Raw genomic sequence first — 13628 nt, forward strand, 5'->3', positions numbered from 1 at the left:
ACAGTTTCATAGTGTTTCGGTGGTCATAGCGTGAGGGAAACGCCCGGTTACATTCCGAACCCGGAAGCTAAGCCTCACAGCGCCGATGGTACTGCAGGGGGGACCCTGTGGGAGAGTAGGACGCCGCCGAACAATCATTCGAGAGAAGCCCCCGCCGGTGAACCGGTCGGGGGCTTCTCTGTTGTAAGGTCAGTGTGCATTGTCATCGCACGGTACAGGAGGCCCCCGGGTGGAGGTCCAGGAGACGCGGGTCCAGACCGATCGCGTCCTCACCATCCCCAACTTGCTGAGCATGGGCCGGCTGGTGGGTGTTCCGCTCTTCCTCTGGCTCATTCTCTGGCCGGTGTTCGACGGGCCCAACAACGACGGTTGGGCGTTGCTGATCCTGGCGCTGAGCGGGGTCAGTGACTACCTGGACGGAAAGCTCGCCCGGCGGTGGGGGCAGGTCAGCCGGGTCGGGCAGCTGCTCGATCCGCTGGCGGACCGGCTCTATGTGCTCTCGACCCTGGTCGGTTTGACGTGGCGTGAGATTCTGCCGTGGTGGGTGACGGGCATTCTGCTGGCCCGCGAGGTCTTTATCGCCGCGCTCCTGCCCATTCTCAACCGGCACGGTTACGGGCCGCTCCAGGTGAGTTTCCTGGGGAAGGCCGCGACCTTCAACCTGATGTACGCGTTTCCGCTTCTCCTCCTCGGCAGCGGGCACAGCTGGATCGCGCGGCCGGCCGAGGTGGTGAGCTGGGCCTTCATCTGGTGGGGGACGGCGCTGTACTGGTGGGCCGGAATTCTCTATGCGGTTCAGGCCCGGCAGATCGTGCGGGCGAGCACGAAGGGCTCCGCGTCCACAGTCTGAGACGCGATCTGAGAGAAGTGCCACGGCGCCCCGGTGCGTCGGACGATGCCTTCCGGGTAGATGACCCTCTGGAACGGTTTGATGGGCCTAGTGGTCCAGCACCGCGAAGGAGGACGCACCCGTAATGAAAGCCGTTGTCATGGCAGGGGGCGAAGGCACCCGACTCCGCCCGATGACCTCCAGCATGCCGAAACCGCTGCTTCCGGTCGCCAACAGGCCGATCATGGAGCACGTGCTTCGACTACTGAAGCGGCATGGCCTCTCCGACACCGTCGTGACCGTGCAGTTCCTGGCGTCACTGGTCAAGAACTACTTCGGTGACGGTGAGGATCTGGGCATGCACCTCACCTATGCCCACGAGGAGACACCGCTCGGCACCGCGGGGAGTGTGAAGAACGCCGAGGACGCGTTGAAGGACGACTCCTTTCTGGTGATCTCCGGTGACGCGCTGACCGACTTCAACCTCTCCGAATTGATCGACTTTCACCGGAGCAAGGACGCTCTGGTCACCGTCTGTCTCACCAGGGTGCCCAATCCGCTGGAGTTCGGTATCACGATCACCGACGACGACGGACGGGTCGAGCGCTTCCTGGAGAAGCCGACCTGGGGGCAGGTCTTCTCGGACACGGTGAACACCGGTATCTACGTGATGGAGCCAGAGGTCTTCGACTACGTCGCCGCGGGGGAGTCCGTGGACTGGTCGAGCGACGTGTTCCCACAGTTGCTCAAGGAGGGCAAGCGGGTCTACGGGTACGTCGCGGAGGGCTACTGGGAGGACGTGGGCACCCACGAGAGCTACGGCAAGGCCCAGGCGGACGTCCTGGAGGGCAAGGTCGAGGTCGAGATCGACGGGTTCGAGATCTCCCCGGGCGTGTGGGTGGCCGAGGGCGCCGAGGTCGACCCGGAGGCGGTCCTGCGCGGGCCGCTGTACATCGGGGACTACGCCAAGGTCGAGGCCGGCGTCGAGATCCGCGAGCACACCGTGCTCGGCAGCAACGTGGTCGTGAAACGGGGCGCCTTCCTGCACCGCGCCGTCGTCCACGACAACGTCTACGTCGGGCCGCAGAGCAACCTCCGCGGCTGCGTGGTCGGCAAGAACACCGACGTGATGCGGGCCGCGCGGATCGAGGACGGCTCGGTGATCGGGGACGAGTGCCTGATCGGCGAGGAGTCGATCATCGGGGCCAACGTCCGGGTCTATCCGTTCAAGACGATCGAGGCCGGCGCCGTCGTCAACACCTCGGTCATCTGGGAGTCCCGCGGGCAGGAGCACCTGTTCGGCGTGCGCGGCGTGTCGGGGATCCTCAACGTCGAGATCACCCCGGAGCTCGCCGTCCGGCTGGCCGGTGCCTACGCCACGACCCTGAAGAAGGGCGCCACCGTCACCATCGCGCGTGACCACTCGCGTGGTGCGCGTGCGCTCAAACGGGCGATGATCTCGGGGCTCCAGACGTCCGCGATCGACGTCCGCGACCTGGAGAACGTGCCCATGCCGGTCGCCCGGCAGCACACGGCGCGCGGGAGCGCGGGCGGGATCTTCCTGCGGACCACGCCCGGGGTGCCGGACTCGCTGGACATCCTGTTCTTCGACGAGCGCGGGGCCGACCTCTCCCAGGCGGGGCAGCGCAAGCTGGATCGCGTGTACGCGCGCCAGGAGTACCGGCGGGCCTTCCCCGGTGAGATCGGGGACCTGACCTTCCCGTCCAGCGTCTTCGACTCCTACGCGGGCAACCTGCTGCGGACCGTCGACACGACGGGGGTCCGCGAGGCCGGGCTGAAGGTGGTCGTGGACACCGCGCACGGCAGCGCGGGGCTCGTCCTGCCGAGCATCCTCGGCCGGCTCGGGGTGGAGGCCCTCACGGTCTCCAGCGGGCTGGACGAGGCGCGGCCGACGGAGGACGCGGAGACGCGGCGGGCCGGGCTGGCCAGGCTCGGCGAGCTGGTGGCCTCGTCCCGGGCGGCGTTCGGGGTCCGGTTCGACCCGGTCGGCGAGCGCGTCGCGTTCGTCGACGAGCTGGGGCGGGTGATCGACGACGACCGGGCGCTGCTGGTGCTGCTGGACTTGGTCGCCGCCGAGCGGCGCAGCGGGCAGGTGGCACTGCCGGTCACGACGACCCGGATCGCGGAGCAGGTGGCCGCCTACCACGGCACCCAGGTCATCTGGACCACGACGACGCCGGACGACCTCGCGAAGGCGGCGTCGGCCGAGGGCACGGTGTTCGGCGGGGACGGGCGCGGCGGGTTCGTCGTGCCGGAGTTCAGCGGTGTGCTGGACGGCGCCGCGGCGTTCGTCCGGCTGGTCGGCCTGGTGGCGCGGACGCAGCTCACCCTCAGCCAGATCGACGCGCGGATCCCGCAGGCGCACATCCGGCGGCGGGACATCGCGACCCCGTGGGCGGCCAAGGGCATGGTGATGCGCTCGGTCGTCGAGGCGGCCGGCAACCGGCGGCTGGACACGACGGACGGCGTGCGGGTGGTCGAGGCGGACGGGCGCTGGACGCTGGTGCTGCCGGATCCGGCGGAGGCCGTCACCCACCTGTGGGCGGAGGGCCCGGACGACGAGGCCACCGAGGCGTTGCTCGACGAGTGGGCGGCGGTGGTCGACGGCGCCGGGCGCTAGGCGATGCCAGGGCGGGGGCGTGCGGTTGGTTCGCACGCCCCCGCTGTCTGTTTTCGCATCATTCGGTGCGATCCGTGCTCTATGTCGTGTGCGCAGGTCAGGGGCTGTGCACGAGGCCCTTCGCCGACGTGGGACGATGGTCCGCATGCCAGCGACGCCGAGTGCCAGCAACGGACGGTACAACCGTCCGGACGCCTCGATGTCCCTGCTGACCAACGTGATGGACCACAGCCTCGACGAGGGCTACGCGGAGGCGGCCGAGGCGCGGGGCGGTGAGCGCGACAGCCGGATACCCGTGACGCTCCGGGGGCTGGTCACGCTGGGCGCGGGGCTGGCGCTGGTGGGCACGGTGCTGACGATCGGCGCGGTGAACGCGCACGAGGCGGAGCCGACGCTCGCGAAGGAGCGGGACGCGCTGATCCACCGGGTCAACGACAGCAACTCCGCCGCCGACCACCTCCAGCAGCAGGTTCAGGACCTGCGGCAGAAGGTGGACAGCGCGCAGCGCCAGGCGTTCCCCGCGGGGGGCGGCGGCGCGGACGCGCTGACCGGGCTGGTGGGACTGGGCGAGGTGACCGGGCCGGGCGTGAAGCTCGTGCTGGAGGACGCCGCCGGGACGGGCGGCGGGGGCAACGTGGACCCGCGCGCCGGGCAGGGTTTCTCCAACAGCGGCCGGCTGCGGGACCGCGACCTCCAGCTCGTCGTGAACGGGCTCTGGGGGAACGGCGCGGAGGCCGTGTCGATCAACGGGCAGCGGCTGACCGCGCTGTCGGCGATCCGGGCCGCGGGCGAGGCCGTCCTGGTGGACAACCGGCCGCTGGTGCCGCCGTACACCCTCCAGGCGATCGGGGACGGACCCGCGCTCCTCGCCGCCTTCGAGAAGGACATGGCCGGGGAGTACCTGCGGCTGCTCCAGGAGAAGTACGGGATCAAGTCGACGCTCTCGACGCAGAAGAGCTTGACGCTGCCGGCGGCGGTGGGCGTGACACTGCGGACGGCGCAGCCGGTGACGCCCGAGCCCTCGCCGACGGCGTCTCCGTCGGCCGGGCCGAGCCCGAGTCCGACGCCGTCGGCCGGCGGCGGAACTTCCGAGAGCCCGAGTGCGTCCGTTTCACCGTCCGCCACGGGCGCGAGCCCGAGCACCAGGCGGCGCCCCACGGGCGGGACCACGAAGACCACGACAGCGACAGGAGCAGCTAGACCGTGATTGCCGTACTGGGTCTCGTGATCGGGGTGGTCGTCGGGCTGTTCGTCCAGCCCGAGGTGCCGGACGCCGTCGTGCCGTACCTGCCGATCGCGGTGGTGGCGGCTCTGGACGCGGTGTTCGGCGGTGTCCGGGCGATGCTGGACGGGATCTTCGACGACAAGGTGTTCATCGTGTCGTTCCTGTCGAACGTGGTCGTCGCGGCGCTGATCGTCTTCCTCGGCGACCAGCTGGGCGTCGGCTCGCAGCTGTCCACGGGTGTGGTCGTCGTCCTCGGCATCCGCATCTTCTCCAACGCGGCGGCGATCCGGCGTCATGTCTTCCGTGCCTGAGCCGGGCCGCGGTCCGGCGGCGGAGGAGAACGTGGAGCGGGTGGACGGCGTGGTGGAGGCCGCTGCGGCTGCTGAGGAGAAGGCCGCTGCGGAGAAGGCGGCCGAGGTGAAGCCGGCCGAGGAGAAGGACGTCCCGAAGGGGCCGGTCGCGGAGGAGGCCGAGGAGGCCGTCGCGAAGCCGTCGGGTGCTGCGGAGCCGCCCGCGAGGACTGAGGAGGAGTCCGAGGCCGATCCGGAGGTGGAGCCGGAGGCCGGGTCTGGGGCGGCGCCCGTCGCGGAGTCCGCGCCGGAGCCGGACCGGGCTGCCGAGCCCGTGGCGGAGGCGGCCGCGGAACCCGCCGTCGAGCCTACCGAGGCGAATGACCGGAACGCCGGTCGGCGGCGGCTGAAGGCCGCGCTCTGGCCGCCGCGGCTGTCGCGCGGGCAGCTGGTGGTGGCGCTGCTGCTGTTCTCGCTCGGCCTGGCCCTGGCGATCCAGGTGCGCTCGACCAACGACCACCACAATCAGCTGCGCGGGGCCCGTCAGGAGGACCTGGTTCGGATCCTCGACGAACTGGACAGCCGTCAGCAGCGTCTCCAGCAGGAGAAGGCGGAGCTTGAACAGTCCTTGGGCAAGTTGGAGAACAGCTCCAACCAGGCCAAGGAGGCCCAGGAGCAGACCAGGAAGAAGGAGACGGAGCTCGGCGTGCTCGCCGGCACCGTCAAAGCCACAGGTCCGGGCATCGTACTCACTGTCGATGATCCCCAAGGGCAGGTGAAGGCAGATATGCTGCTGGACACCCTGCAGGAACTCCGGGCAGCGGGGGCGGAGGCGATTCAGATCAACGATGTTCGCGTGGTGGTCAACACCAACTTCACGGACGTGACGGGCGGCGGTGTGCAGATCGACGGCAAGAAGGTCGCGCAGCCGTACCGCTTCACGGTCGTGGGGAACCCGCAGGACCTGACGCCCGCGCTGAACATCCCGGGAGGTGTCGTCCGCACGCTGGAGAGCCACCAGGCGCGGGCGACGATCACCACTGCGCAGAAGGTCGTCGTCGACGCGGTCGTCGACCTGAGGACGCCGCAGTACGCCAAGCCGGCTTCGAAGTGACGGGGCGCCTGGCGAACGGCCCGTCACGTGCGGGCGGCACCCGGTGCGGGGCGCCGTCGTGGCGTGGGCGAGACTGGTTCATACCAGAACGCAACGGAGCAAGAACCGCCGCACCAACCGTCGGAGTACCACTCCAGCAGGCTCGATCCGCGACCGGGCCCGCAGCCTGTCCGAGGTCCTCACCCTGCCCCGCGGGCGGGTCTGTCACACGCAAGGGGATTCGCCCGTGAGTTTCTTCTCTAAGTTGTTCGGTCGTAACAAGGGCCGCGACGCGGCCGTCGAGGCACCGACCGCGCGCCATCGCCGGTCCGACGACGAGCCGGCCGTGCCCGGCATGCGCCCCGCCCCCGAAGCGGGGGAGTATGCCGAGCGTCAGCTGTACCGCGACGGCGGCGCCCAGTACGCGGGGAATCCGGCGGGCTACGGCGCGTCGGTTGACCCCTCCGGGGACCCGCGCATAGGTTTCGCGTCAGGACCCTCAACCTCTGGTGGAGGGTTCGCCCCGGATCCGTACGCCGGGCACAACCCGTCGGGTGTGCCGCGCCAGGAGGCTGTGAACATGGCTGGCCCCACTCCGTGCCCGCGGTGCGGCAACCAGAACCCGGCCGCGGCCCGGTTCTGTTCCAACTGCGGCACGGCGCTGCGCGGCGGTGCGCTGCCCGAGGGGGCGGCGGAGACCACGTCGACCATCTCGATCTCCGGCCTGGAGTCCTACGACCCGAACACCACGACCGGCACCGGCGCCACGCCGGCCCTGTCCGCCGAGGTGCTGGCGGCGATCGACGCGCTGCCGCCGGGTTCGGCGCTGCTGATCGTGCAGCGCGGCCCGAGCTCGGGCAGCCGGTTCCTGCTGGACGCCGACGTCACCACCGCGGGCCGCCACCCGCAGGGCGACATCTTCCTGGACGACGTGACGGTCTCGCGGCGGCACGTGGAGTTCCGCCGCACGCCGGCCGGCTTCAGCGTCGCGGACGTGGGCAGCCTCAACGGCACCTACGTCAACCGGGAGCGGATCGACGAGGTGCCGCTGAACAACGGCGACGAGGTGCAGATCGGGAAGTACCGGCTGGTCTTCTTCGCCGGTCACAACCGGGGGTACTGAACCCAACGTCGGTAGGAGCCCGAGTGAATACGAATACCTCCGATTCATCGCTCGGGGCGGCCACGCCCGCGTCCTCCGGTCCGCAGACGGACCGGGACGGTCGCGGGGTGGTCGCGGGCCCCAGGCAGCCGCTGCGGCCGGAACGCGCGGGCGCGCGGCACCGCGGCGGCGAGCTGCTCAGCATCGGCGCGGTGCTGGCCCACCTGCGCGAGGAGTTCCCCGAGGTCACCATCTCCAAGATCAGGTTCCTGGAGGCGGAGGGCCTGGTCGAGCCGCAGCGCACGCCCTCGGGGTACCGCAAGTTCAGCCCGGCCGACGTCGAGCGATTGGCCTACGTGCTGCGGATGCAGCGCGACCACTACCTCCCGCTGCGGGTGATCCGCGAGCACCTGGACGCGATGGAGCGCGGGGAGGCGCCGCCCGCGCTGCCGCCCGCCGACGCCCGGCCCGGGCCGATGGAGGAGGCGGACCGGGAACTGGTGGCCTCCGCCGAGGCCCTGTCCGGGGTCCGGCTGGGACGGGCCGAACTGCTGGCCGCCGCCGGGGCCGGCGACGGGGACCTGACCGAGTGGGAGGCCTACGGGCTGGTCGCCGCCGGGTCGGACGGCGGGTACGACGGCGATGCGCTGCAGGTGGCCCGGCTGGTCGCGGAGCTCGGCCGGTACGGGCTCGAACCGCGGCACCTGCGGGCCGTGAAGGCCGCCGCGGACCGGGAGGTCGCCCTCGTCGAGCAGGTGGTGGCGCCGCTGCGCCGGCACCGCAACCCGCAGACCAGGGCCCATGCCGAGGCCACGGCGCGGGAGCTCGCGACGCTGGCGGTGCGGCTGCACGCGGCGATGGTCCAGGCCGGTCTGCGGACCCGCCCGTGACGCCCCCACCCCGCTGACCAGCGGCGTCGGGTCTGCGCTTTCATATCCGGGTCCAGAGCCATAGGGTTGCCTGTGTGAATGAGCTCGACGTCGTGGGTGTCCGGGTGGAGATGCCTTCCAACCAGCCGATCGTGCTGCTGCGGGAGGTCGGGGGCGACCGGTACCTGCCGATCTGGATCGGCCCCGGCGAGGCGACCGCGATCGCCTTCGCGCAGCAGGGGATGACCCCGGTGCGCCCGTTGACGCACGACCTCTTCAAGGACGTCCTGGAGGCGCTCGGCCAGCAGCTCACCGAGGTCCGGATCACCGATCTGCGCGAGGGCGTGTTCTACGCCGAGCTGGTCTTCGCGGGTGGGGTCGAGGTGAGCGCCCGGCCGTCCGACGCGATAGCGCTCGCGCTGCGGACCGGTACGCCGATCTTCGGGAGCGAGGAGGTGCTCGCGGAGGCGGGCATCGCGATCCCGGACGAGCAGGAGGACGAGGTCGAGAAGTTCCGCGAGTTCCTCGACCAGGTGTCGCCCGAGGACTTCGGGGGCAGTGGTCCGCAGTAGCGCGGACCGGCCGGTGCACAGAGCGTGCTGTCGTTTTGCCAAAAACCGTCCTCTTACCCACACTAGGGGCACGAAAAACCACTCTCCTGAGTGATGCGGTTTGGTCGGCTCGGCGTGGCGATCGTTGACGGGTCATAGGGGACTGCCTACCGTCAGGAGTGGCTGCCCGGGCGACCGACGCCCGCAGTCTGGGTTGCCCGCAACACGAGTGGACGGAGGTAGGCATGAGCAGCACCGGCGATGACGCGGCCGCGGGAGGCGTGTGCGCCGTGCACGTGCCGCGCACCGCCCGGACCGTGACGGACCTTCCCCGGGTGGGCCGGTTCCCCGCCGTGCAGCCCGGCCAGCCGGCCATCGAGCGGCTGGCACCGACCTCCGAACTCATCGGCTACCGCGGCCCGACGGCCTGCGCGGCGGCCGGCATCACCTACCGCCAGCTGGACTACTGGGCCCGGACCGGGCTGCTGGAGCCCAGCGTCCGTTCGGCCTACCCGGCGACCAGTCAGCGGCTCTACAGCTTCCGGGACATCCTGCTCCTCAAGATCGTCAAGCGGCTGCTCGACGCTGGCGTCTCGCTGCAGAACATCCGGGTGGCCGTCGCCCACCTGCAGGCCGCCGAGCAGGGCGACCTGGCCGGGCTGACGCTCATGTGCGACGGCGCGACGGTCTACGAGTGCACCACGCCCCAGCAGGTCGTCGACCTGCTGAAGGGCGGTCAGGGCGTGTTCGGCATCGCGGTGGGGGCGGTCTGGCAGGAGCTGGAGCTGACCGTCGGGCGGCTGCACGCCGAGCGGACGGACACCGGCGAGACGCTGCTCGGGCACGACCCGGGGGACGAGCTCGCCCAGCGCCGCAACCGGGCGGTCTGACGACCCGGTAGCAGCACGGAACGACGAGGCCGCGGGCCCGGACGGGGAACCGTCCGGGCCCGCGGCCTCGTCGTCGTGCCTGGTGGAACGATCTAGGGAGGGCACGTGAGCGTCGGCTCCGGAATAGCGGGCCTGTTGCGGCGCCGGGCCGGGCAGTGGGCCGTCCGGCTGCGGCAGCGGCGGACGCAGCGCAGGGTCTACCAACTGGCCGTCCTCTGCTGCGGGGTGGCGCTGGCGCCGATGTCCTGGCTGTGGTTGTCGGCGGGGGACCGGGTGGGCACGGTGGAGTCCGCGCCGTCGGCGCCGGTGGCGGTCGTCTTCGGGGCCGGGCTGGACCACGGACAGCCGACGCCCTACCTGGAGCACCGGCTGGTCGGGGCGCTGGACCTCTACCGGGAGGGGAAGGTCCGGGCGATCCTGGTGACCGGCGACAACGGGCGGGCGGAGTACAGCGAGCCCGACGCGATGTTCCGCTACCTGGTCGACCACGGCGTTCCGCAGGACCGGGTGGTGCGGGACTACGCGGGCTTCACCACGTGGGACTCGTGCACCCGGGCCCACCGGATCTTCGGGGTGGACCGGGCGGTGCTGGTGAGCCAGGACTTCCACGTCCGGCGGGCGCTGGCGCTGTGCCGGGCGGCCGGGATCGAGTCGTACGCCGTCGGAGTGCCGGAGCTGCACGACGTGACGTGGCTGTACGGCGGCCTGCGGGAGATCCCGGGGGCCGGCAAGGCGGCGCTGAGCGCCTGGGTGCGGCCGAACCCGGTGTTCCTCGGGCCCAAGGAGGACGGGATCCCGAAGGCGCTCGCGCAGGCCGCCGAGCGGTAGCGGCGCGGCCTGCGCAGGCAGGGGTTCGGCCGGGGGTGTGGCGGGGCCGTGGCCGGGGCGCGGCCGGGTTCGCACGCACTGTCGGACCCTTGCGGCATGATCGGCGGGTGCGGTCACTGCCGAGCATCATCCACCTCGACATGGACGCCTTCTTCGCGGCGGTGGAGCAGGCGGCCAAGCCGAGCCTGCGCGGCAAGCCGGTGATCGTCGGCGGGGTGGGCGGGCGGGGGGTGGTCTCCACCGCGTCGTACGAGGCGCGGAAGTTCGGGGTGCACTCGGCGATGCCGACGGCGCAGGCGCGCCGGCTCTGCCCCAACGCGGCCTTCCTGACCGGGCGGTTCGAGGCCTACCGGCAGGTCAGCGAGATCGTCATGGGACTGCTGCGGGAGCTGTCGCCGCTGGTGCAGCCGCTGAGCCTGGACGAGGCGTTCGTCGATCTGGAGGCCGGCCCGTACGGCCCGGCGCTGGCCGGGGCGGACCACCAGACCGGGGAGCGGCTGGTGCTGGCGCTCGCGGAGGACCTGCGGGCGGACATCCGCCGGCACACCGGCGTGACCGGGTCGGTCGGGGCGGCCGGGTCCAAGCTGATGGCGAAGATCGCCTCCGAGCGGGCCAAGCCGGACGGGCTGGTGCTGATCGAGCCCGGGCAGGAGCGGGCCGTGCTCGGCCCGATGCCGGTGCGGGCGCTGCCCGGGATCGGGCCGGCCACCGAGCAGGTGCTGCGGCGGGCCGGGCTGGTCACGGTGGCCGACCTCACCGACGCCGGGGAGGCGGAGCTCGTCCAGCTGCTCGGCAAGGCCCACGGCAGCGGCATCCACGCCATGTCGATAGGGCTGGACGACCGGCCCGTGGTGGCCGACCAGGACGCCAAGTCGGTGTCGGTGGAGGACACCTTCGAGGTGGACCTCGCCGACCGGGACCGCGTGCTGCGCGAGGTCGAGGTGCTGGCCGCGCGGTGTGTGCGGCGGCTGCGGGCCGCCGGGCGGTCGGGGCGGACGGTGGTGCTCAAGGTCCGCCGCTTCGACTTCTCGACGCTCACCCGGTCGGAGACGCTGCGCGGGCCGACGGACGACGAGACGGTGATCACCGAGACGGCGCGCCGGCTGGCGTCCCAGGTGGACATCACGGGCGGAGTGCGGCTGCTCGGCGTCGGGGTCTCGCAGCTCGCCGACTACACCCAGGAGGACCTGTTCGCCCAGGCCGTCCGGGAGGAGGCCGCGCTCGAACACGCCGGGGAGGAGGGCGCGGGGGCCGCGGAGGAGCCGGAGGCGCCCGTCCTGCGGCGCTGGATGCCCGGGCAGGACGTCCGCCACGTGGAGTACGGGCCCGGGTGGGTGCAGGGCAGTGGCGTCGGGCGGGTGACCGTGCGCTTCGAGACGCCGTGGAGCGAGCCCGGGCGGGTGCGGACCTTCTCGGTCGACGACCCCGACCTGGAGCCGTCCCGGCCGCTGCCGCTGGTCGAGGGGGAGGACTGGGGCGGCAGGCGGTTCGGCGGCGGGGGTGCCGGCGGTGACGACGGGGAGGAAGAGTAGGGCTGACAAAGACGATGAGAGCGGCTGAGAACGCGACGCGGCCCCACCTGGAAGGGGAGTACCAGGTGGGGCCGCATTCCGTGACCGGGCCTCGGGCGGTCGCGATGCCCTCCCGACCGCGTGAGGTCCGGGCCCCCGCGCCCTGTCCCTGAGCGCGGCGGCGGACGCCTCGTCAGGCGTCGGTCTTGACCAGCTCGTCGCTGGGGACCTGCCCGCCCTGGGCACCGGAGGCGGTGACCACGGCGGAGTTCTTGACGGTGCGGATCAGGAACGGGACCACACCGGCGATGATGCAGACCACGGCGGTGGTCCAGAACGCGTGCTTGTAGGCGTCCAGCGTCGGCAGCTGCACCGGGATCTTGATCGGCAGCTTCATGGTGTCGCCGGTCAGGATCGCGGTCATCACGGCGGTGCCGATGGCGCCGCCGACGGTGCGCAGCACGGAGTTCATGCCGTTGGCGATGCCGCTCTGCTCGACCGGGACGGCACCGTTGATGTATGCCGGCATCGCGGCGAAGGCGAGGCCGATGCCGAGGCCGAAGATCGCGGAGGCGGTGTAGATGTCGCCCTCGTGGCTGTGGCGCAGCGCCAGGTAGGCCATCGCGATGGCGCCGAGGACGCCACCGAGGACCAGCGGCAGGCGCGGGCCGCGGCGGGCGATCAGCATGGCGCCGACCGGGGCGGCCACCATCGAGCCGATGGCGGACGGCAGCAGCATGACGCCGGCGTGCAGCACGGTGGCGGTGAAGCCGTAGTGGGCGAGCTTCTCGGGGGTCTGGGCGAAGTTGCTGATGACCATGAACGAGCCGTACATGCCGAAGCCGATCAGCAGGCCGGCCAGGTTCGTGAAGGCGACCGCGGGGCGGGACATCATGCTGAGGTCCACCAGCGGGTGCGCGACCTTGACCTCGATGACGCCCCAGATCAGGGCCACGACGGCGGCGACGGCGAACAGGCCGAGGGTCTTGGTGGAGGTCCAGCCCCAGTGGTTGCCCTGGCTGACCGCGACCAGCAGGGCGGAGAGCCAGCCGGCCAGGGTGAGGGCGCCGAGCGGGTCGGCGCCGCCCTCCTTGTCGGTCACCGGGTCGGTCGGGACGCGGAAGGCGACCAGGGCGACGGCGATCAGGCCGAAGACCAGGCCCATCCAGAAGATCGACTTGTAGTTCCAGTGCTCCAGCAGGAGACCGGTGGCCACCAGGCCGAGGCCGGAGCCGACGCCCATCGAGGCGCTGATGGCGGCGACGCCGCCGGTCACCTTCTGCTTGGGCAGCTCGTCGCGGACGATGCTGATCGCCAGCGGCATCACGCCACCGCCGGCGCCCTGGAGGACGCGGGCGACGATCAGCAGGCTGAACGAGTGGGTGCTGACGGCCAGGGCCGAACCGGCGACCAGACCGGCCAGCGAGATCAGCAGCATCGGCTTGCGGCCCCGGAGGTCGCCGAAGCGGCCCAGGAGGGGAGTCAGCACGGCGGCGGACAGCAGGTTGGCGGTCATCAGCCAGGTGATGTTGGAGCCGGAGACGTCCAGTTCCTTGGCCAGCGAGGGCAGGATCGGGACGACCGCGGTCTGCACCACGCTGAACGACAGCATCGCCAGGATGAGGGCCGGCAGGACCCGGCTGCTGCTCTGCTTCTCGGCCGCGGTGGTGGGCTGAGGTGCCTCACTCACGGTTGCTTCCTCCCGTACATAGTGAATGAACTGAAATAACCATGCAGGGAGATACTTCAGAGTGTCAAATATCGAGTGGTTAAGGTTTGGCAAAGGGGGGTGGTCGGGT

At 71.3% G+C, this 13628-nt stretch carries 12 protein-coding genes and 1 rRNA gene; 12 read left to right on the plus strand and 1 reads right to left on the minus strand.

Annotated features, from left to right (window positions below; all coding sequences use genetic code 11):
• Nucleotides 1-15 precede the first annotated feature (15 nt).
• From rrf to PUR71_RS03410, 12 genes are all read left to right on the plus strand, one after another.
• Nucleotides 16-132 (plus strand): 5S ribosomal RNA (gene rrf / locus PUR71_RS03355).
• A 97-nt stretch (nucleotides 133-229) separates the two neighbouring features.
• Nucleotides 230-850 (plus strand): CDP-alcohol phosphatidyltransferase family protein, encoded by a 621-nt coding sequence (locus tag PUR71_RS03360; RefSeq protein ID WP_329924789.1) that lies wholly within the window; start codon nucleotides 230-232, stop codon nucleotides 848-850.
• A gap of 124 nt (nucleotides 851-974) precedes the next feature.
• A complete protein-coding gene (locus PUR71_RS03365; RefSeq protein WP_329924790.1) occupies nucleotides 975-3470 on the plus strand; it encodes a mannose-1-phosphate guanyltransferase in 2496 nt (831 codons plus the stop codon).
• Nucleotides 3471-3615: 145 nt separating this feature from the next.
• The gene (locus PUR71_RS03370) at nucleotides 3616-4677 is read left to right on the plus strand and encodes a DUF881 domain-containing protein (RefSeq protein WP_329924791.1); all 1062 of its coding nucleotides are present in this window, start codon (nucleotides 3616-3618) and stop codon (nucleotides 4675-4677) included.
• Nucleotides 4674-5006 carry a small basic family protein gene (locus tag PUR71_RS03375; protein ID WP_266273207.1) on the plus strand — a complete coding sequence of 111 codons (333 nt, stop codon included), beginning with the start codon at nucleotides 4674-4676 and terminating at the stop codon, nucleotides 5004-5006. Before PUR71_RS03370 ends, PUR71_RS03375 begins: the two co-directional genes overlap by 4 nt.
• A gap of 31 nt (nucleotides 5007-5037) precedes the next feature.
• The gene (locus PUR71_RS03380) at nucleotides 5038-6099 is read left to right on the plus strand and encodes a DUF881 domain-containing protein (protein WP_329924793.1); all 1062 of its coding nucleotides are present in this window, start codon (nucleotides 5038-5040) and stop codon (nucleotides 6097-6099) included.
• A 559-nt stretch (nucleotides 6100-6658) separates the two neighbouring features.
• Nucleotides 6659-7201: an FHA domain-containing protein gene (locus PUR71_RS03385; protein WP_443077334.1), complete on the plus strand. Its 543-nt coding sequence runs from the start codon at nucleotides 6659-6661 to the stop codon at nucleotides 7199-7201.
• A 131-nt stretch (nucleotides 7202-7332) separates the two neighbouring features.
• Nucleotides 7333-8070: a transcriptional regulator FtsR gene (gene ftsR / locus PUR71_RS03390; RefSeq protein WP_329924856.1), complete on the plus strand. Its 738-nt coding sequence runs from the start codon at nucleotides 7333-7335 to the stop codon at nucleotides 8068-8070.
• Between the two features lie 74 nt (nucleotides 8071-8144).
• The gene (locus tag PUR71_RS03395; RefSeq protein WP_329924794.1) at nucleotides 8145-8621 is read left to right on the plus strand and encodes a bifunctional nuclease family protein; all 477 of its coding nucleotides are present in this window, start codon (nucleotides 8145-8147) and stop codon (nucleotides 8619-8621) included.
• A gap of 224 nt (nucleotides 8622-8845) precedes the next feature.
• On the plus strand, nucleotides 8846-9490 hold the full coding sequence (locus tag PUR71_RS03400) for a MerR family transcriptional regulator (RefSeq protein ID WP_329924795.1): 645 nt from the start codon (nucleotides 8846-8848) through the stop codon (nucleotides 9488-9490).
• Between the two features lie 105 nt (nucleotides 9491-9595).
• Complete coding sequence (locus PUR71_RS03405) at nucleotides 9596-10318, plus strand: SanA/YdcF family protein (protein WP_329924796.1); 723 nt, start codon at nucleotides 9596-9598, stop codon at nucleotides 10316-10318.
• Nucleotides 10319-10425: 107 nt separating this feature from the next.
• Nucleotides 10426-11850: a DNA polymerase IV gene (locus PUR71_RS03410; RefSeq protein WP_329924797.1), complete on the plus strand. Its 1425-nt coding sequence runs from the start codon at nucleotides 10426-10428 to the stop codon at nucleotides 11848-11850.
• 172 nt (nucleotides 11851-12022) lie between these two features.
• Here the strand turns inward: PUR71_RS03410 and PUR71_RS03415 are convergent, their stop codons facing one another.
• On the minus strand, nucleotides 12023-13519 hold the full coding sequence (locus PUR71_RS03415; RefSeq protein ID WP_329924798.1) for an MFS transporter: 1497 nt from the start codon (nucleotides 13517-13519) through the stop codon (nucleotides 12023-12025).
• Nucleotides 13520-13628: the final 109 nt, after the last annotated feature.

The sequence above is a fragment of the Streptomyces sp. SP17BM10 genome (assembly GCF_036322405.1).
GTDB lineage: Bacteria > Actinomycetota > Actinomycetes > Streptomycetales > Streptomycetaceae > Kitasatospora.